A 20,012-nucleotide genomic window follows, 5' to 3' on the forward strand; every position below is an offset into this window, starting at 1 on the left:
AGGCCGCAGGGTGGCGCCTGAATGATGACGTGTCTATAAGGGTGGCAAAAGACGCGGGCGATGCAAGCGAAACGTGATAATTTAAACGCTTAGCGCCTGTTTTTGTGACTGGATGTCCTGTTCGATGTCGGCCCGGACATCTTTTGGCAACGCCAGAGCCTCACCCAGGGCGTTGAGATAGCTGCGCTCCATAAAGTGGTCGATATCAATCACCGCGCAGCTGACGTAGTAGATCTCCAGCGCCTCCTGCGGGTCAACGATGCCCTCGGCGAGACGCTGCGGATCCAGCGGCTGAGCCAGCGCCTGGTCAATCAGCACCCGGGCCTGCACGTCAATATTGGCCTCCCGAAGCTGGGCTTCAATCCTCGCCCGCTCGTGATCGTCGATATGACCATCGCTTTTGGCGGCAAACACCAGGGCGGTGATCAACCGCACGCTGCGCGGATCGACCTCCGTCGGCGCCGCAGCCGTCTCGGGTGTCGGAGCGGGCGTGTTCTGAGCGCGCATTTTCTGCTGATACTTGTTCCACAATACGGTACCCGCCACCGCCCCACCGCCAGCCAGCAGCGCGCTGGTGCCATATTTCGCCAGCAGCTTGCGTGACGATTTGCTGGCCACCAGCAGCCCCGCCAGCCCGCCGATGGCGCCGGGCAGCAGGGCGCTCCCTTTTGACGACTCGCCGGACGGCGACGCGCCCTGCTGTCCGAGCAGCGACTGCAGTTGATTTAGCCAGTTAGCCATGGTTTTCCTCTCAGGTGACAAACACTGTTATCAGCCTAAACGACGCGATGTCAGGAAATGTTAGACATGGCTAAAGATGCGCAAAGGTGCGCGCGGCGGCGGCACCGGGTCCAGCCGACCGACCGACCGACCGACCGACCAACCGACCAACCGACCAACCGACCAACCGACCAACCCATCAGCCCATCAGCCCATCAGCCCATCAGCCCATCAGCGGCTGACCGCCAGCCATCAGGCCGCTTTGGCTTTCCGCGTTTTGGCAGCTGGCGCGGCGGCCTCTTCCGCCGGGGAAGCCTCAGCGTCCGTTGACGGCGCGGGCGCATCGTGCGCAGTCGCATCCTGCTCCGGCAGTCTGCCGGCGCGCAGAATATGCTGCAGCGCCTCTTTACGCTCCGCCAGCCACATCGCCATGGTATCGCGCTGGGCATCGTCCATTTCCAGCGGCGATGCTACCAGCCAGTCATTCAGCACCTCTGCCAGATCGAGCATTTTGTCGTAAGCGTCGGCCTCTTTTTTGCTGGCAAAAGACATTTTTTCCTCACCTTCGCGGATCACTACATATTTAATTTCAACCGCCATGCTGCAGCCTCTTAGAACTGTATTTTTATACAGTATAGCAAATTTCCCTTCCGGACTCAACTCACGCGCATAAAGACAGACGCAAACGTTTTCGTTTATAATCGACCGCATCTTTTTTTACTGCGGAAGAGAGTTATGACTGTATTAGGCACCGCGCTGCGCCCGGCAGCCACCAAAGTTATGCTGTTAGGCTCCGGCGAGCTGGGTAAAGAAGTCGCCATCGAATGTCAGCGTCTGGGCATTGAAACTATCGCCGTCGACCGCTACCCCGATGCCCCGGCGATGCAGGTCGCCCACCGCGCCCACGTCATCAATATGCTGCACGGCGAAAGCCTGCGCGCGCTGATCGAACAGGAAAAACCCGATTACATCGTGCCGGAGATCGAAGCTATCGCCACCGATACCCTGGTCGAACTGGAGCAGGCCGGGCAGAAAGTGGTCCCCACGGCGCGGGCAGCGAAGCTCACCATGAACCGCGAAGGCATACGCCGTCTGGCGGCCGAAGAGCTGCAGCTCCCCACCTCCAGCTACCGTTTCGCCGACAGTGATGAAGCCTTCCGCGCGGCGGTAGCGGAGATCGGCTTGCCGTGCATCGTCAAGCCGGTGATGAGCTCCTCCGGTAAAGGTCAGAGCTTTATCCGCTCGGCTGACCAGCTCAGCGAAGCCTGGCGCTACGCCCAGCAGGGCGGCCGCGCCGGCGCCGGGCGGGTGATCGTCGAAGGGGTGGTGAATTTCGACTTTGAAATCACCCTGCTCACCGTCAGCGCCGTCGATGGCGTGCATTTCTGCGCCCCGGTCGGTCATCGTCAGGAAGATGGCGATTATCGTGAATCCTGGCAGCCGCAGCAGATGAGTGACCTGGCCCTTGAACGCGCGCAGAATATCGCCCGTAAGGTGGTGCTGGCGCTGGGAGGGCATGGCCTGTTCGGGGTAGAGCTGTTCGTTTGCGGCGATGAGGTGATCTTCAGCGAAGTCTCCCCGCGCCCGCACGACACCGGAATGGTGACGCTTATTTCGCAGGATCTCTCGGAATTCGCCCTGCACGTTCGCGCCTTTCTTGGATTGCCCGTCGGCGCTATCCGCCAGTATGGTCCGGCCGCTTCCGCGGTGATCCTTCCGCAGCTGACCAGTCAGAACGTCAGCTTCGGCCAGCTGCAGTCGGCCGTCGGAGCTGGCCTGCAGCTGCGTCTGTTCGGCAAGCCGGAGATTGACGGCACCCGTCGTCTGGGGGTGACCCTCGCCGTCGCCGATTCGGTGGAAGAGGCTGTGACGCGGGCTAAAACCGCCGCCGCGGCGGTTATCGTCGAGGGGTAAAGACAAAAAAACCCGGTCGCGTTGCCGCTGACCGGGTTGTTGACCTTGAGGCGCGGTTTACTTCGCGCCTTCCACCGCTTCACGCGCCAGGGTGGTGATGCGATCGTAGTCGCCAGCTTCCAGGGCGTCGGCCGGCACCAGCCAGGAGCCCCCGATGCACAGCACGCTGTTCAGCGCCAGGTAATCACGGTAGTTAGCCGGGGAGATACCGCCGGTCGGGCAGAAACGAATGTGACCGAACGGACCCGCAATCGCCTGCAGCGCTTTCACGCCGCCGTTGGCTTCTGCCGGGAAGAATTTAAACTCTTTCAGACCGTACTGCATGCCCAGCATCAGCTCGGAGACGGTGCTGATCCCCGGGATCAGCGGAATAGTGCCGTCTTCGGTCGCCGCTTTCAGCAGAGATTCGGTCAGCCCCGGGCTGATAGCGAACTGCGCGCCGGCTTCTGTTACCGCTTTCAGCTGCTCGACGTTGGTGACGGTGCCCGCGCCGACAATCGCGTCCGGCACTTCTTTAGCAATCGCGCGGATCGCCTCCAGGGCGCACTCGGTGCGCAGAGTCACTTCCAGGACGCGCACGCCGCCCGCGACCAGCGCTTTCGCCATCGGTACCGCGTGTTCCAGCTTTTTCACTACGATAACCGGGACAACCGGACCGGAGGTGAGGATTGCTTCTGCTGTTGTTTTCCAGTTTTTCATCAGGATTTTCTCTCGCCAGATCTACAAATTAAATCGTCTTAAAAAGTGATGCAGGTTGCGCCCTGCTCCGCGCCAGAGAGCTTCTCACGCAGCGCCCCAAACATCTCCCGACCGGTACCTACGCGCGACGCGCTGAGGTCAGGGATATGCGGCTGACGCGCCGCCAGTTCGGCATCGTCCACCAGCAGCGTCAGTTCCCCCGTCTGCCCGTTCACGCGAATAAGATCGCCATCGCGCACTTTCGCCAGCAACCCACCATCATAGGCTTCAGGCGTGACATGGATGGCTGACGGGACTTTACCGGAGGCGCCAGAGAGTCGGCCATCGGTCACCAGCGCTATTTTGAAACGGCGGTCCAATAATACACCAAGTGGCGGCATAAGTTTATGTAATTCTGGCATCCCGTTCGCTTTTGGCCCCTGATGACGGACCACCACCACGCAGTCTTTGTCCAGCAGACCCGCTTCAAAGGCCGGCAACACGTCGTGCTGGCTCTCGAACACCACCGCCGGCGCCTCGATCACCTGGTTCTCAGCCGGGACTGCCGAGGTTTTCATGACCGCGCGGCCCAGGTTACCGCTCAGCACCTTGGTGCCGCCGTGACGGGAGAACGGTTTCTCGAATGTCGCGATGACCTGATCGTCAAGCGGCGCCGTCGCCCCTTCCCGCCAGTCCAGCTCGCCGTTGTTGAGCCACGGCTCGAGGGTGTAGCGCGACAGACCGAAGCCAGCGACGGTGTGAACGTCCTCATGTAGCAGGCCGCCTTTCAGCAGCTCGCGCACCAGAACCGGAACGCCGCCCGCCGCCTGGAAATGGTTGATATCCGCCGGACCGTTGGGGTAGAGGCGCGCCAGCAGCGGTACCACGTCTGACAGGTCGGAGAAATCATCCCAGTTAATGATAATGCCCGCCGCGCGGGCCATCGCCACCAGGTGCATAGTGTGGTTGGTGGAGCCGCCGGTCGCCAGCAGCGCCACAATGCCGTTGACCACCACTTTTTCGTCAAACATTTTGCCCAACGGCATCCACTCGTTGCCATTGCCGGTCATGCGGGTGACCTGGCGCGCGGCGGCGGCGGTCAGCGCTTCCCGCAGCGGAGCATCCGGATGGACAAAGGACGAGCCCGGCAACTGCATGCCCATAAACTCCACCACCATCTGGTTGGTGTTCGCCGTACCGTAGAACGTACAGGTTCCCGGCGCGTGGTAAGAAGCGGCTTCGGACTCCAGCAGCGCCATGCGGTCAACTTTGCCCTCCGCGTACAGCTGGCGAATGCGAACCTTTTCTTTATTAGGCAGGCCGCTGGCCATCGGACCGGAGGGAATAAAGACCGACGGCAGGTGGCCGAATGAGAGCGCGGCCATGGTCAGTCCGGGCACAATTTTATCACACACGCCGAGGTACAGAGCGCCATCGAACATGTTATGCGACAGGCCGATGGCCGCGGACATGGCGATCACTTCGCGACTCAGGAGAGAGAGCTCCATGCCGTCCTGTCCCTGGGTCACGCCATCGCACATCGCCGGCACGCCGCCGGCCACCTGACCGACCGCATTGGCGCTGTGCAGCGCTTTGCGAATGATATCCGGGTAGTGTTCATAGGGCTGGTGCGCGGACAACATATCGTTGTAGGAGGTGATGATGGCGATGTTGTTGCGCAACATGCTTTTCAGAGAGGCTTTGTCGTCGGCCTGACAGGCCGCGAAACCGTGAGCCAGATTGCCGCAGGCCAGTTGCGCACGATGCACGGTGTCGGTTTTGGCCTGGTTAATCCTTGCGAGGTAAGCCGCGCGGGTATCACGCGACCGTTCGATAATGCGATTTGTTACCCGTAATATTGTCGAATTCATAAAGGCTCCTCAAAATTTTATCTGTCCGGCCGCTGCGAGATGACGTGTTTTGGTGCCCGAAGCCACCAACACCAGCGCTCAGGGGCAAAATATCTGAAGGCAGTGTAATAAAAAAAGCCCCGTGGGTGAATCCTCACGGGGCTTAAAAGATTAAAAAGCGTGCGACTTTCTGCGTCAGATCATGTTACCGGTAAAATAACCCTGACGGATAAGATCGCGAGCTTACTCAAACTCGTTCCACGAGCGTCCATCGCGGGTGATCATGGCCACCGAGGCCACCGGTCCCCAGGTCCCGGCCTGATACGGTTTCGGCGCATCGCGGTCGGCCGCCCAGGCTTCGGTGATGGAGTCCACCCACTTCCATGCCTCTTCCACTTCATCGCGGCGGACGAACAGCGCCTGGATACCGCGCATGGTCTCGAGCAGCAGACGTTCATAGGCATCGGCCAGATGCGTCTGGTTGAAGGTTTCGGAGTAGCTCAGATCCAGCTTGGTGATCTGCAGGTTGTGCTTATGGTCGAGGCCCGGCACTTTGTTCAGGACCTGGATATCCACCCCTTCGTCCGGCTGCAGACGAATGGTCAGCTTGTTCTGCGGCAGCTCCTGCCAGGTTTCTTTAAACAGGTTCAGCTCCGGCGTTTTGAAGTAAACCACCACTTCGGAACATTTGGTTGGCAGACGTTTGCCGGTACGCAGATAGAACGGTACGCCAGCCCAGCGCCAGTTATCGATATCAACGCGGATCGCCACGAAGGTTTCGGTGTTGCTGGTTTTGTTCGCCCCCTCTTCTTCGAGGTAGCCTGGCACTTTTTTGCCCTGGGCAAAGCCGGCGGTGTACTGGCCGCGAACGGTTTTCTCACGCACATTGGAGCGGTCAATACGGCGCAGGGATTTCAGCACCTTGACCTTTTCATCACGGATGCTATCGGCGCTGAGATCGGACGGCGGCGACATGGCAATCATGCACAGGATCTGCAGCAGGTGGTTCTGGATCATGTCGCGCATCTGTCCGGCCTGGTCGAAGTACCCCCAGCGCCCTTCAATGCCTACCTCTTCCGCGACGGTGATTTCCACATGATCGATGGTACGGCAGTCCCAGTTATTGACGAACAGAGAGTTGGCAAAGCGCAGCGCCAGCAGGTTGAGGACTGTCTCTTTTCCGAGGTAATGGTCGATACGGTAGACCTGGCACTCTTCAAAAAACTCGCCGACCTGATCGTTGATTTCCCGCGAGGTTTCCAGCGAGGTGCCCAGCGGTTTTTCCATAACCACGCGCGCAGGCTTGGCATTGAGCTTCGCTTCGCCCAGACCTTTACAGATGGCGCCAAAGGTGCTCGGCGGCATGGCGAAATAGTTGATGGTGACGCGATTCTTTTGGTCCAGCATGTCACCCAGGCGGGTGAAGCCGCTGGTGTCATTGACGTCAAGATTACAGAACTCCAGGCGGCCGCTCAGGGAATCCCACAAACCTTCATCAATTTTTTCCTTCATGAAGGTTTCCAGCGCTTCGCGCACCACTTTGGTGTAAGCCGCTTTATCCCAGTCGGCACGGCCGACGCCAATGATCCGGGTGTCGGCGTGGATCTGGCCCGCCTTTTCAAGCTGATACAGGGAAGGCAACAATTTACGCCGCGCCAGGTCGCCCTTCGCGCCGAAAATGACCAGGTCGCATGCCTGGGCCGTTTGCGTTACCGCCATGTCATTCTCCTCAGTTGATAGTCTGGTGCTTTTGCCAGGCTATATTTGTAATTTTCTTACACTGCACTGTACTGTGTTTACCTGTTTCCCGAAAGCCTTCCCCTCCGTTTGCAGCGGGAAAACCGCACAGGGTGAAAACATTCGGCGATGATTTAGGCATCTGGCTGATATTGTTCGTTGTTTGTACCTGTTTCAGGTCAGTAAAATACGACTCTGATCATGTAATGAAAAAAAACAACATTTTTTCCCGTCATTCCTCACCGCTTGCGCTTGCGGAGGGGTATATTCTTGCTAAAACGCCCGATGATTTCACCCATTAATGAAATCGTTTCCATTGATGAGCGCCCTGTTACTAATGAACATGCTGGAAAAAATCCAGTCCCGACTGGAACACCTTAGCAAATCTGAACGCAAAGTGGCGGAAGTGATCCTTGCCACCCCCGCGCAGGCCATTCATTCGAGCATCGCCGCCCTCGCCCTTGAGGCCGGAGTGAGCGAACCGACCGTCAATCGCTTCTGCCGTAGTCTCGAAACCCGCGGCTTTCCTGACTTCAAACTGCATCTCGCCCAGAGCCTTGCGCACGGCACGCTCTATGTTAACCGCAATGTTGATGAAGACGACAGCGTTGAGTCATACACGGGAAAAATATTTGAATCGGCCATGGCGAGTTTAGATCAGGTCCACCATTCTCTCGACATGTCGGCGGTGAATCGTGCGGTGGATCTGCTGACTCAGGCAAAAAAAATCGCCTTTTTCGGCCTCGGCTCCTCGGCGGCGGTCGCTCATGACGCGATGAACAAATTTTTCCGCTTTAACGTGCCGGTCATCTATTCCGACGACATTGTCCTGCAACGCATGAGTTGTATGAATTGCGATGACGATGATGTGGTGGTGATTATCTCACATACCGGAAGAACCAAGAGCCTGGTAGAGCTGGCGCAGCTGGCGCGTGAAAACGATGCCATGGTGATCGCTCTCACCTCCCCCGGCTCGCCGCTGGCCCGGGAAGCCACGCTGGCCATTACCCTGGATGTGCCGGAAGATACCGACATCTATATGCCGATGGTCTCGCGTCTGGCCCAGTTGACCGTCATTGACGTGCTGGCGACAGGCTTTACCCTGCGCCGGGGGGCAAAATTCAGAGATAACTTGAAGAGGGTCAAGGAAGCGCTGAAGGAATCGCGTTTTGATAAAGAACCGTTCGTACCCAGTGATAATCAATAAAAGTTGATAACAAGCAGTACCCCATTACACCTTCGATAACGATCCGGCTGTGCGACGTTGCAGGCTGGCGCTACCGAATCCATGTTCACGCAACACCAAAGTTGTATCAGTCAACGGAGTATTACATGTCCAGAAGGCTTCGCAGAACCAAAATCGTTACTACCTTAGGCCCGGCAACTGACCGCGATAACAACCTGGAAAAAGTTATCGCCGCGGGCGCAAACGTAGTGCGTATGAACTTCTCTCACGGCACCCCGGAAGATCATCAGCTCCGTGCCGATAAAGTGCGTGAGATTGCGGCAAAACTGGGCCGTCACGTGGCCATCCTCGGCGACCTCCAGGGACCAAAAATTCGCGTATCGACCTTCAAAGAAGGCAAAATTTTCCTCAACGTCGGCGACAAATTCCTGCTCGATGCCAACCTCGGCAAGGGCGAAGGCGATAAAGAGAAAGTCGGAATCGACTATAAAGGCCTGCCGGCGGACGTCGTGCCTGGCGATATCCTGCTGCTCGACGATGGTCGTGTGCAGCTGAAAGTCCTCGAAGTTCAGGGGATGAAAGTCTTCACTGAAGTGACCGTTGGTGGCCCGCTGTCCAATAACAAAGGGATCAACAAGCTCGGCGGCGGCCTGTCTGCCGAAGCGCTGACCGACAAAGACAAGGCCGATATCGTCACCGCCGCTAAAATCGGCGTCGACTATCTCGCCGTCTCCTTCCCGCGCTGCGGCGAAGACCTGAACTACGCCCGTCGCCTGGCGCGCGATGCCGGCTGTGATGCGAAAATCGTCGCCAAAGTCGAGCGTGCGGAAGCCGTCTGCGATCAGGACGCCATGGACGACGTGATCCTCGCCTCCGATGTGGTGATGGTTGCCCGCGGTGACCTTGGCGTCGAAATCGGCGATCCGGAGCTGGTGGGCATCCAGAAAGCGCTGATTCGTCGTGCGCGTCAGCTGAACCGTTCCGTCATTACCGCCACCCAGATGATGGAGTCGATGATCACCAACCCGATGCCGACCCGTGCGGAAGTCATGGACGTGGCCAACGCCGTGCTGGATGGTACCGATGCCGTGATGCTCTCCGCGGAAACCGCTGCCGGCCAATACCCGTCCGAAACCGTGGCCGCGATGGCGCGCGTGTGTCTGGGCGCCGAAAAAATCCCGAGCCTCAACGTCTCCAAACACCGTCTGGACGTCCAGTTCGACAACGTGGAAGAAGCGATTGCTATGTCGGCGATGTATGCCGCCAACCACCTGAAAGGCATCACGGCTATCATCACCATGACCGAATCAGGCCGCACCGCGCTGATGACCTCGCGCATCAGCTCCGGTCTGCCAATTTTCGCTCTCTCCCGCCACGAGCGCACCCTGAACCTGACCGCCCTCTACCGCGGGGTGACGCCGGTGTTCTTCGACAGCCAGAATGACGGGGTGGCCGCTGCGCACGATGCCGTCAATCTGCTGCGGGACAAAGGCTACCTGGTCTCCGGCGATCTGGTGGTTGTTACCCAGGGTGACGTGATGAGCACCATCGGCAGCACCAACACCACGCGTATCCTCACCGTCGAGTAAGCCTCGGTGTCTACCTGCCAGCGATACGGCTGGCAGGTTTTTTTTTGCCCTCCGGCAGGCTACACCATCCAGCTCAGTAATAGCGTCGCGGCGATCACCGTCGACGCCCCGCCGATACGCGTCGCAATCTGTGCAAACGGCATCAATCCCATGCGGTTTGAGGCCGAGAGAATGGCCACATCCCCCGTTCCGCCTAACCCGCTGTGGCAGCTGGTGACAATGGCGGCTTCCACAGGATACATATTTAGACGTGAAGCGATAAAGAACCCGCTCAGCGCCATGGCAATGACAATTGAGCCGCACACCACGACGTAGCCAACGGAGAAGACCGATACCACGCTCTCCAGCGGTACATACAGCATGCCCAGGCCGATCATCAGCGGCCACACCAGCGCGGCGGAGACGAACTTGTAGCAGCTGTGCGCCCCCAGCTCCATCGCCGCCGGGATAACTTTGGTATATTTGCAGAATACCGCCGCCAGAATCATCAGCACCGGCCCCGGAATATGCACCACCTTCTCCAGCAGGCCGCCGACAATAAAAAAGGCGCAAATCATCAGCAACCCGGCGCCCATGAGCTGAAAATCGGTCGGCTGCGTACTCTGATTCTGCGCAAAGACGCTGTTATCTTCATGGCTGCGGATCAGTAGCCCGTTGCCGGACAGCGCCGGGCGACGGGCGCCCATGCGGGCCAGAAAGCCGGCGCAGATAATGGCGAAGATGTTACCCACCACCGCCGCCGGCGCCAGCTGGGCCACGTAGACATCAGGCGTCTGCCCGAGGATCGCCGAATAAGCCAGCGACAACGGCAGGATCCCTTCGCCAATGCCGCCGCCGATAATCGGCACAATGATAAAGAAGAAGGTGTGATACAGACTGTAGCCGAATAAGCTGCCCACCAGCAGGCCGGTGGCGATTGCCGCGCCGGTCCCAACCACCAGCGGGACAAACATGCGCACCATCCCCTGGATCAGAATCGTGCGGTTCATTCCCAGGATACTGCCGACCACCAGGCAGGCGATGACGAAATAGAGGAGATTGGCCTCCTTCATCAGCAAATGCACGGTATCGAGCGTATGCGCTTCAAACACGCCAAAGTAGACCAGCACTGAGGGCATCATCAAACACAAAATCGCCGGACCGCCAATATCTTTTAACACCGGCACCATGCGGCCAATTTTCGCCAGCGCGAACCCCAGGGTCATGATGACCGCTAGTCCGCCAATCATGTTTTTTGGCAACAACCCCGCGCCCGCGGAGAGCGCCACTATCGCGGCGATACCGATGAACAGCGTTAATGGCACAGCGCCGACTTCGATATTGGCGAAAAGTCGAGTCGCTTGCCCGTTCGGCAATGTTTTATCTATCGGTTGGTTGAGTGAATTATTTTTCATATTTTTACCTGAATAATAAAGAGGTCACGTAGGGTCAGGATGCAATATTAAAATTGCGCAGCACTATGAATTCAAAAGCGCTAAACGCCGTATCAACTAAATACACCGAAACGGTAACACAGGACTTTAAAACTAAAAACGACAACCGTATTAACGCTGTCGGCTTTGTGACTGAGCCATAAAGTTTATTTTAAGTAATTTAATTTATTATCACGAAGCTAAAGTTATCGTCCGCTAAAATAATAAACCCTGTTAATGCAACCCTATGATTTAATCCTCTTTTCCCTATTTGTAAGTAAAGTAGCCAAGGCGAAATTATTTAAAGCCAGATGACTGTGATGGCTATCACCTTTTAAATGTTAGGGGATCGTTAGATTGGCAGCACAACAAACCGATAATATATGTCAGGACCTTTTATGCCTTCACTGCTCTTGCAATCTCTTTTCCCGTTGGTATTTATCATGCTGCTCGGATGGCTTAGCGGCAAACTCGGCTATACCCGCCGTGAGGACGCCTCCGTTCTCGCCACGGTAGTTATCCGCTTTGCGCTTCCTTTTCATCTTTTTATCGGCGCATTACATACCAGCCCGGATAAAATAAAAAACTTCACCTTTATGGCGGTGCTGGTTATCGGTCTGATGGGGTCGTATTTTCTTACGCTACTGATCTCACGCTATGTTTTTCGTCATGATATTAAAACTAGCGCGATTCAGTCGCTGGTTTGCGCCTTCCCTGATATGGCCTACTTCGGCGCCCCCGTGCTGGCGGTGCTGATAGGTCCGGAGGGCTTTCTCGGGGTGCTTATCGGAAACCTGGTGACCAGCGTGTTGATGATCCCTCTGACCATCATCCTGATCCGCATGGGAGACCAGCCCGGAGACGCTGGGGCTCCCCAGCTCCACGCCGGGCAGTTGATCCTGCAAAACCTGCTGAAAGCCGTGAGAAACCCCATTGTCTGGATCCCCATTTCCGGAGTACTGCTCAGCCTGGCCGGGATCCAGCTGCCGCATCTGCTCAGCGTACCCGTTGAAATGGTGGGTAAAATCGCCGGCGGTCTGTCACTCTTCGCCCTTGGGCTGCTGTTTTACGGTGAACGTCCGACGGTCAATATTCAAACCTGCACCAACATCAGTATTAAAAACCTGATCCAGCCGGCCATGATGGCGCTGGCCGGGCTAGCCTTTGGGCTTAGTCATACCCTGATGCAACAGGTTATTATCATCGGCGCGACGCCTTCCGCTATCGCGGCAGGGATGTTTGCCCTGCGCAGCGATACCTATATTGAACCCGCCTCATCTTCTATTTTGCTGGGCACCGCCATCGGCGTGGTCACCGAAGGCGTCATGATTTATCTCATTTCGTAATCACGGAAATAAAATACCTAGACATCAGGCAACGTTTTAATTTGATATTCAGGAGTCATGTCATGTTAGCCACAGAAACCTTATACACCCCCTATAATGGTGCCGTCCTGCTGGAAAACCCGTTATTAAATAAAGGCCTCGCGTTTACGGAAAGCGAACGCACAGCGTTTAATCTTCAGGGACTGTTACCGCACAATGTGGAAACCATTGAAGAACAAACCGAGCGCGCATGGGGCCAGTTTTGCCAGTTCAAAAAAAGTATTTCGCGCCATATTTATCTCAGAAATATTCAGGACACCAACGAGACGTTATTCTATAACCTGCTGCGCAGCCATATGAAAGAGACGCTGCCGATTATTTATACCCCGACGGTGGGTGAAGCATGCGAACATTTTTCAGAAATATATCGCCGAGGACGCGGCCTGTTCATCTCCTGGCCCAACCGTCACCATATTGACGAGATGCTGCAGGGATTTTCCCGCAACGATATCAAAGTCATCGTGGTGACCGATGGCGAGCGTATTCTGGGGCTGGGCGACCAGGGGATTGGCGGGATGGGGATCCCCATCGGCAAACTCTCGTTATATACCGCCTGCGGGGGTATTCATCCGGCATCAACGCTGCCCATTATGTTAGATGTCGGTACCAACAATCCGCAGCATCTGGAAGATCCGCTGTATATGGGCTGGCGACATCCGCGCATCAGCGACGAGCAATACCTGGAGTTTATGGACATGTTTGTCCATGCCGTTCAACAGCGCTGGCCGAATGTCTTGCTCCAGTTTGAAGATTTTGCCCAAAAAAATGCCACGCGACTGCTCAACCGCTATCGACACCAGCTGTGCTGTTTTAACGATGATATTCAGGGAACCGCCGCCGTGACATCGGGGACGCTGATCGCCGCCGCTGCCGCCGCCGGGACGCCGCTCCGCGATCAGCGGGTGGTTTTCCTTGGCGGCGGTTCGGCCGGATGCGGCATTGCGGAAAAAATCATTGCGCTGATGGTGGATGATGGGCTCTCAGAGACGGAAGCACGCCGCCGCATCTTTATGGTTGACCGCTTTGGTCTGCTGACTGATCAGATGCCTAATCTGCTCGATTTTCAGCGCGAGCTGGTCACCCCCCGAGCCAGTATCGCCCACTGGGATACCGAGGCGGCCCAGCTGTCGCTGATGGATGTCGTACGCAACGTCCACCCTACCGTGCTGATCGGCGTGTCAGGCCAGCCGGGGCTGTTTAGCGAAGAGATAGTGAAAGAGATGCATCGGCACTGCCCGCGTCCGATTATTATGCCGCTCTCTAACCCCACTTCCCGGGCCGAGGCCCAGCCGAAGGATCTGCTGGAGTGGACTCGGGGTAGCGCGCTTATCGCCACCGGCAGCCCGTTCGACCCCGTCTTCTATGACGGCAAAACCTACGACATCGCCCAGTGCAATAACGCCTATATTTTCCCCGGTCTGGGGCTGGGGATCCTTGCCAGTAAAGCCGAGCGCGTCACCGAAGCAATGCTTATCACCTGCAGTAAAACGCTGGCCGCCCACTCGCCTCTGGCGACCCGCGAAACCGGCGGGTTGCTGCCGCCGGTAGAAGAGATCGAAATGATTTCCCGGGCCATTGCCGCTGATGTCGCCCGCGCGGCTCAGCAGGACGGCGTAGCGCCGCAGATTGACGAGGTGCAACTGGCGGCGAATATCGATAAAACCTTCTGGCGAGCGCGCTACACCGCGTATAAACGTTCGTCATTGTGATCGCTCATCTCGCGGGAAGCCGGCAGGCTTCCCGCCACTCGGGGGAACCACTCATGTTCAATGTGCTGATTGTCGATGATGATCCCATGGTGGCCGAACTGAACCAGTTATTTATCAGCCGGGTAGCTGATTTTCACTGCTGTGGAGTAGCGGCGACGATCGCCGACGCCAAAGCGATGCTAAGCCATCTGGCGCAGGTCGATCTGCTGCTGCTGGATGTCTATATGCACCAGGAGAGTGGCCTGGACCTGCTGCCAGCGCTTCGCGCTGAGGGGCGGAATATTGACGTCATCATGATGACGTCCGCTGCCGATGCGCTCACCGTCCAGACGGCACTGCGCTATGGCGTGGTTGATTACCTGATTAAACCGTTTCAGTTGTCGCGCTTTGAGGAGGCGCTGCGGACCTGGCGCAATAAACGCGATGCGAAGCAAGCGAAATCCTGCTACGCCCAGGCGGATATCGACACCCTGCTACGCCGCGGGGTTCTGCAACAGGACGGTCCCCGCCGCTTGCCGAAAGGGCTGACGCCGCAAACGCTTCGCCTGGTGTGCCGGTGGATAATCGCGCATCAGGCGCGGGATTTTTCAACCAATGAGCTGGCGGCGGCGCTGCAGATCTCCCGAGTATCGTGCCGCAAATACCTGATCTGGCTGGAGCAGATCAACGTGCTCTTCACCAGCAATCACTACGGCATCACCGGCCGCCCGGAGTATCGCTACCGGCTTGTGGCCGAGAGCGTGATGTTGCTGACGCAATATAGCCAGTGAGCCTGGAATGCCCACTGGCGCGCTTGCAGTCTACTTCTTAGGGTACAGCTCTTTGCGTTTGTAGGGCTCGATTTCACCCGGCTTGCGCGTCTTCAGCAGCTTCAGGATCCAGGTGTACTGCTCGGTGTGCGGCGTAACAAACACCTCCACCTCTTCGTTCATCCGCCGGGCGATTGTTGTATCGTCAGCGTCCAGCAGATCGTCCATCGGCGGGCGCACCAGCACCGTCAGGCGATGCGTCTTGCCATCGTAGACCGGGAACAGCGGAACGACGCGGGCGCGGCATACCTTCATTAAGCGGCCAATCGCCGGCAGGGTGGCCTTATAGGTAGCGAAGAAATCCACAAACTCGCTGTGCTCGGCGCCGTGATCCTGATCGGGCAAATAGTAGCCCCAGTAGCCCTGGCGCACCGACTGAATAAACGGTTTGATCCCGTCGTTGCGCGCATGCATCCGTCCGCCAAAACGACGACGCACGGTATTCCACACGTAATCGAAGACCGGGTTGCCCTGGTTGTGGAACATCGCCGCCATCTTCTGCCCGCCGGAGGCCATCAGCATCGCCGGGATATCCACACCCCATGCATGCGGGACGAGGAAAATCACCTTCTCGTTATTGCGCTGCAGCTCGTCGATGATCGCTTTACCCTGCCAGTCGACGCGGGCGAGAATTTTCTGCGGATCGCGCAGACCCAGCTCGGCCATCATCACCATCGCCTGCGGCGCCGAGGCGTACATGGCGTCGATGATCGCTTCCCGCTCGTGCTCGCTTTTTTCCGGGAAGCAATACAGCAAATTAATCTGCGCCCGGCGGCGCGAGCTTTTCGCCAGACGCCCGACCAGACGACCGAGTTTGCCGAGGAGCGGATCGCGGAAGGATGGCGGCGTCAGCGCAATACCGGCGAAGGCAAAAACACCCAGCCAGGCGCCCCAGTAGCGCGGCAGTAAAAAAGATTTTTCAAACTTAGGGATAAACTCAATATTATTTTTTTTCGTTTCCATGCCCAATCCGCAGATCGACTGCTTAATCAAGATAATGGGATAGTGTAGCGAGACGTTGGGTATCCTACAAAAGAAAAAGCCGGCGCCCTGGGGCACCGGCTTTCCACTGACCGGTGGTTAGTCAAACCGCAGCTGCGGAACGACCTCTTTGACCTGCGCCAGATAATCGGTACGGTCGGAACCGCTCAGCCCTTCGGTACGCGGCAGTTTCGCCGTCAGCGGGTTGACCGCCTGCTGGTTGATCCACACTTCGTAGTGCAGGTGCGGCCCGGTAGAGCGTCCGGTATTCCCCGATAGCGCAATACGATCGCCGCGCTTCACTTTCTGCCCCGGCTTCACCAGCAGTTTACGCAGGTGCATGTAGCGAGTGGTATAGGTACGGCCGTGGCGGATCGCCACGTAATACCCGGCGGCGCCGCTGCGCTTGGCCACCACCACTTCGCCATCGCCCACTGCCAGCACCGGCGTTCCCTGCGGCATCGCAAAATCGACGCCACGGTGCGGCGCGACGCGCCCGGTGACCGGATTCAGACGACGCGGGTTAAAATTAGAGGAGACGCGGAACTGACGCGCTGTCGGGAAGCGCATAAAGCCTTTCGCCAGCCCTGTCCCGTTGCGGTCGTAGAATTTACCGTCTTCGGCACGGATGGCAAAGTAGTCCTTACCGTCGGAGCGCAGACGCACGCCGAGCAGCTGGCTTTGCTCGCGTTTGCCGTCAAGCATTTCGCGGGACATCAATACCGAGAACTCATCGCCTTTCTTCAGCTTACGGAAATCCATCTGCCACTGCATGGCCTTGATCACCGCGCTGATTTCCGTGCTGGTCAGCCCGGCATCGCGCGCGCTGGAGACAAAGCTGGCGCCGACGGTGCCCTTCAGCACGCTGTTGACCCAGTCGCCTTTCTGCAGCTCGCTGCTCATTTTAAAACCGTTATCCACGCGGGTGTAGGTGCGGGTTTCGCGGCGGGACATCTCCCAGGTCAGACTCTGCAGATCGCCGTCGGCGGTCAGGGTCCAGGAGAGCTGCTGGCCAATCTTCAGATTACGCAGCTCTTTATCGGCGGAGGAGAGCTGGGCGATATCACCCATATCGATACCGTACTGATTCAGGATGCTGCTGAGGGTATCGCCGGTCGACACCACGTATTCGTGCCCGCCGGCATCGCTATCGGCTTTTTCGTCGAGTTCATCCTGAGGAATGGCTTCTTCTTCCTGCGGGGCCTGATCGATCGGCTCGGAGGCTTCCGGCAGCAGGGAGCGGATCTCGCTTTTTTCCAGCTCAATGGTTCTGACGATGGGGGCGGATTCCGGGTGGTAAATGTAGGGTCGCCAGACGGCGACCGCTAAGGTAAGAACGCTAAGCGACCCCAGCATAACGCGATGAGGTCGTGGCAGATTGTTAAATGCCTGAGTGACAGCGCGGGCTATCTGTTGCACGTATTCACTTCCTCGTTAATCTCCTTTCAGGCAGCTCGAATACTGATTCGCCAGTTGGGTGAGGAATTGCGGGTAACTCGCTTTACCCAGCTTAATTCCGCTACCCAGTGGATCCAGGGTCCCCATGCGCACAGACGTGCCCCGGGCAACAGCTTCGATAACCGCTGGCCTGAACTGTGGCTCAGCAAAAACGCAAGTGGCTTTCTGCTCAACCAGTTGTGTTCTGATTTCGTGTAAACGCTGCGCACCAGGCTGTATTTCAGGGTTGACGGTAAAATACCCCAGCGAGGTTAAACCGTAGTGTTTTTCAAAGTAACCGTAGGCGTCATGAAAAACGAAATAGCCCTTTCCTTTCAGCGGTGCCAGCTCATTGCTAACCTGCTTGTCGGTCGCCGCCAGCGCGGCCTCGAACTGCTGTAGGTTGCTGTCGAGTTTGGCTCGACTCTGCGGCATAAGTTCCAATAATTTATCGTGGATTGCAACCGCCGAAAGCCGCGCTATCTCTGGGGATAACCACAGATGCATATTGTAGATACCGTGATGGTGATCGCCGTCACTTTTTTCCGCTGCGCCATGGTCATGACCATGATGATCGTCATCATCGTCAGCGCCGGCGATCAGCAGCGGTTTGACCCCATCCAGCTCTGCGATGGTCACCTTTTTCTTCGCCGCAATGCTTTGCGTCGACTTATCCATAAAGGCTTCCATTTCCGGACCGATCCACACCACTAAGTCTGCGTTCTGTAAGCGTTTTACATCGGAAGGACGCAGGGAATAATCATGCTCAGAGGCACCATCGGGCAGGAGCACCTGGGTGTCGGTGACCCCATCGGCGATGGCTGCTGCGATAAAGCCCAGCGGTTTCATGGAAGTCACCACGGCGGCGCTGGCCTGCGGTACCTGTGCGAACAAAAAAACAGCGCCAAGTCCAGCGCAAAGAAGCGTATTTTTATGTAACATAATGCGTCTAGTCATCGAAACGAGTGAGTGTGATGTGATATTATAACATTCACTAGCTTGTGCAACCCCTAAATGATTATGACAAACCTTGTAACGCTGGAAAATGTCTCGGTGGCCTTTGGCCAACGCCGCGTGCTGTCTGACATCTCGCTGGCTCTCACGCCAGGCAAAATATTAACCCTGCTGGGGCCCAACGGCGCCGGTAAATCGACGCTCGTGCGGGTGGTTCTCGGGCTGGTAGCACCGACACAGGGTGTTATCAAGCGCGAAGAACGCCTGCGGATCGGCTATGTACCGCAGAAACTGCATCTGGACGCCACGCTGCCGCTGACCGTCAGCCGCTTCCTGCGTTTACGTCCAGGCACCCGCAAAGACGACATCCTGCCGGCGCTGAAGCGCGTGCAGGCCGGGCACCTGATCGACGCGCCGATGCAAAAACTTTCCGGCGGCGAAACCCAGCGCGTGCTGCTGGCCCGCGCCCTGCTCAATCGTCCGCAGCTGCTGGTGCTGGATGAACCGACCCAGGGCGTCGACGTCAATGGCCAGGTGGCGCTCTACGATCTTATCGACCAGCTGCGCCATGAGCTGGACTGCGCGGTGCTGATGGTCTCCCACGACCTGCATCTGGTGATGGCCAAAACCGACGAGGTATTGTGCCTGAACCAGCATATCTGCTGCTCTGGCGCACCGGAAGTCGTCTCGATGCATCCGGAGTTTATCTCCATGTTCGGCCCGCGCGGCGCGGAACAGCTGGGGATCTACCGCCATCACCATAATCACCGCCACGATCTTCAGGGGCGAATTGTATTGCGTCGGGGAAACAGCCGCTAATGATTGAACTTCTCTTACCTGGCTGGCTGGCCGGGATGATGCTGGCCTGCGCCGCCGGCCCGCTGGGCTCCTTTGTGGTCTGGCGCCGCATGTCCTATTTCGGCGATACGCTGGCGCATGCGTCGCTACTCGGCGTCGCTTTCGGTTTACTGCTTAACGTCAATCCGTTTTATGCGGTGATCGCCGTGACCCTACTGCTGGCCGGCGGGCTGGTATGGCTGGAAAAACGGCCGCATCTGGCGATTGATACCCTGCTGGGCATCATGGCGCACAGCGCGCTGTCCCTTGGGCTGGTGGTGGTCAGTCTGATGTCTAACGTCCGCGTCGATTTGATGGCGTACCTGTTCGGCGATCTGCTGGCGGTCACGCCGCAGGATCTGATCGCCATTGCTATTGGCGTGGTGATTGTGATTGGCATTCTGCTCTGGCAGTGGCGGAATCTGCTGGCGATGACCATCAGTCCGGACCTGGCGTTTGTCGATGGCGTGAAGCTGCAGCGGGTCAAGCTGCTGTTGATGCTGGTCACCGCCCTGACTATCGGCGTGGCGATGAAGTTCGTCGGGGCGCTGATCATCACTTCTCTGCTGATTATCCCGGCCGCTACCGCCCGCCGTTTTGCCCGCACGCCGGAGCAGATGGCCGCCGTGGCGGTGGGCGTGGGCATGCTGGCCGTCACCGGCGGGTTAACCTTCTCGGCTTTCTACGACACGCCGGCCGGGCCGTCGGTGGTGCTGAGCGCTGCGGTGCTGTTTATTCTCAGCATGACGAAAAAAGCCGCCAGCTAAAAGTGAAAAAGCCCGGTCGCGCTGCTGACCGGGCTTCACCATGAACG

Annotated in this window: 18 protein-coding genes; 8 read left to right on the forward strand and 10 right to left on the reverse strand. The window is 57.6% G+C overall.

Annotated features, from left to right (window positions below; genetic code table 11):
* Positions 1-81: 81 nt before the first annotated feature.
* Positions 82-741, reverse strand: coding sequence for a tellurite resistance TerB family protein (locus tag MKS11_RS13480; protein WP_004203389.1), 660 nt, complete (start codon positions 739-741; stop codon positions 82-84).
* Between the two features lie 231 nt (positions 742-972).
* Entirely contained in the window at positions 973-1,320 is a 348-nt protein-coding gene (locus tag MKS11_RS13485; RefSeq protein ID WP_004203390.1) for a YebG family protein, read from the reverse strand.
* Positions 1,321-1,455: 135 nt separating this feature from the next.
* On the opposite strand from MKS11_RS13485, the gene purT reads away from it, so the two are divergent.
* Positions 1,456-2,634, forward strand: coding sequence for a formate-dependent phosphoribosylglycinamide formyltransferase (purT, locus tag MKS11_RS13490; protein WP_087771160.1), 1,179 nt, complete (start codon positions 1,456-1,458; stop codon positions 2,632-2,634).
* Positions 2,635-2,691: 57 nt separating this feature from the next.
* On the opposite strand, the gene MKS11_RS13495 is transcribed toward purT, so the two are convergent.
* The 4 genes from MKS11_RS13495 to MKS11_RS13510 all read right to left on the reverse strand — a co-directional run bounded on the left by MKS11_RS13495 (position 2,692) and on the right by MKS11_RS13510 (position 7,041).
* Positions 2,692-3,333 (reverse strand): bifunctional 4-hydroxy-2-oxoglutarate aldolase/2-dehydro-3-deoxy-phosphogluconate aldolase, encoded by a 642-nt coding sequence (locus MKS11_RS13495; RefSeq protein ID WP_002911423.1) that lies wholly within the window; start codon positions 3,331-3,333, stop codon positions 2,692-2,694.
* A gap of 38 nt (positions 3,334-3,371) precedes the next feature.
* On the reverse strand, positions 3,372-5,183 hold the full coding sequence (gene edd / locus MKS11_RS13500; protein ID WP_284109593.1) for a phosphogluconate dehydratase: 1,812 nt from the start codon (positions 5,181-5,183) through the stop codon (positions 3,372-3,374).
* A gap of 222 nt (positions 5,184-5,405) precedes the next feature.
* Positions 5,406-6,881, reverse strand: a complete 1,476-nt coding sequence (zwf, locus tag MKS11_RS13505; RefSeq protein ID WP_004203394.1) for a glucose-6-phosphate dehydrogenase — start codon at positions 6,879-6,881, stop codon at positions 5,406-5,408.
* A gap of 10 nt (positions 6,882-6,891) precedes the next feature.
* A complete protein-coding gene (locus MKS11_RS13510; protein ID WP_032425929.1) occupies positions 6,892-7,041 on the reverse strand; it encodes a hypothetical protein in 150 nt (49 codons plus the stop codon).
* A 159-nt stretch (positions 7,042-7,200) separates the two neighbouring features.
* On the opposite strand from MKS11_RS13510, the gene MKS11_RS13515 reads away from it, so the two are divergent.
* Together MKS11_RS13515 and pyk are read left to right on the forward strand one after the other, a co-directional pair.
* Positions 7,201-8,106 carry a MurR/RpiR family transcriptional regulator gene (locus tag MKS11_RS13515; RefSeq protein WP_072096624.1) on the forward strand — a complete coding sequence of 302 codons (906 nt, stop codon included), beginning with the start codon at positions 7,201-7,203 and terminating at the stop codon, positions 8,104-8,106.
* Between the two features lie 125 nt (positions 8,107-8,231).
* Positions 8,232-9,674, forward strand: a complete 1,443-nt coding sequence (pyk, locus tag MKS11_RS13520; RefSeq protein WP_002911440.1) for a pyruvate kinase — start codon at positions 8,232-8,234, stop codon at positions 9,672-9,674.
* Positions 9,675-9,733: 59 nt separating this feature from the next.
* On the opposite strand, the gene MKS11_RS13525 is transcribed toward pyk, so the two are convergent.
* Positions 9,734-11,068 (reverse strand): 2-hydroxycarboxylate transporter family protein, encoded by a 1,335-nt coding sequence (locus MKS11_RS13525; RefSeq protein WP_053810189.1) that lies wholly within the window; start codon positions 11,066-11,068, stop codon positions 9,734-9,736.
* A gap of 416 nt (positions 11,069-11,484) precedes the next feature.
* On the opposite strand from MKS11_RS13525, the gene MKS11_RS13530 reads away from it, so the two are divergent.
* The 3 genes from MKS11_RS13530 to dcuR all read left to right on the forward strand — a co-directional run bounded on the left by MKS11_RS13530 (position 11,485) and on the right by dcuR (position 14,950).
* Positions 11,485-12,432 (forward strand): AEC family transporter, encoded by a 948-nt coding sequence (locus MKS11_RS13530; protein WP_004203397.1) that lies wholly within the window; start codon positions 11,485-11,487, stop codon positions 12,430-12,432.
* 62 nt (positions 12,433-12,494) lie between these two features.
* Entirely contained in the window at positions 12,495-14,180 is a 1,686-nt protein-coding gene (locus tag MKS11_RS13535) for an NAD-dependent malic enzyme (protein ID WP_004203398.1), read from the forward strand.
* Between the two features lie 53 nt (positions 14,181-14,233).
* Positions 14,234-14,950, forward strand: a complete 717-nt coding sequence (gene dcuR, locus MKS11_RS13540) for a two-component system response regulator DcuR (RefSeq protein ID WP_048295103.1) — start codon at positions 14,234-14,236, stop codon at positions 14,948-14,950.
* A 30-nt stretch (positions 14,951-14,980) separates the two neighbouring features.
* On the opposite strand, the gene lpxM is transcribed toward dcuR, so the two are convergent.
* From lpxM to znuA, 3 genes are all read right to left on the reverse strand, one after another.
* The gene (gene lpxM, locus MKS11_RS13545) at positions 14,981-15,952 is read right to left on the reverse strand and encodes a lauroyl-Kdo(2)-lipid IV(A) myristoyltransferase (RefSeq protein ID WP_017900217.1); all 972 of its coding nucleotides are present in this window, start codon (positions 15,950-15,952) and stop codon (positions 14,981-14,983) included.
* Between the two features lie 117 nt (positions 15,953-16,069).
* Entirely contained in the window at positions 16,070-17,389 is a 1,320-nt protein-coding gene (gene mepM / locus MKS11_RS13550; RefSeq protein WP_004203403.1) for a murein DD-endopeptidase MepM, read from the reverse strand.
* Between the two features lie 15 nt (positions 17,390-17,404).
* Positions 17,405-18,349, reverse strand: coding sequence for a zinc ABC transporter substrate-binding protein ZnuA (gene znuA / locus MKS11_RS13555; protein WP_087771162.1), 945 nt, complete (start codon positions 18,347-18,349; stop codon positions 17,405-17,407).
* 111 nt (positions 18,350-18,460) lie between these two features.
* Between znuA and znuC the strand changes: the two genes are divergently transcribed.
* Both znuC and znuB read left to right on the forward strand, forming a co-directional pair.
* The gene (gene znuC / locus MKS11_RS13560) at positions 18,461-19,180 is read left to right on the forward strand and encodes a zinc ABC transporter ATP-binding protein ZnuC (protein ID WP_229583919.1); all 720 of its coding nucleotides are present in this window, start codon (positions 18,461-18,463) and stop codon (positions 19,178-19,180) included.
* Positions 19,180-19,965 (forward strand): zinc ABC transporter permease subunit ZnuB, encoded by a 786-nt coding sequence (znuB, locus tag MKS11_RS13565; RefSeq protein ID WP_004203408.1) that lies wholly within the window; start codon positions 19,180-19,182, stop codon positions 19,963-19,965. The genes znuC and znuB overlap by 1 nt, the downstream gene beginning before the upstream one ends.
* Positions 19,966-20,012 lie beyond the last annotated feature (47 nt).

Source organism: Klebsiella sp. K5-45, from assembly GCF_030128605.1.
Classification (GTDB): domain Bacteria; phylum Pseudomonadota; class Gammaproteobacteria; order Enterobacterales; family Enterobacteriaceae; genus Klebsiella; species Klebsiella quasipneumoniae.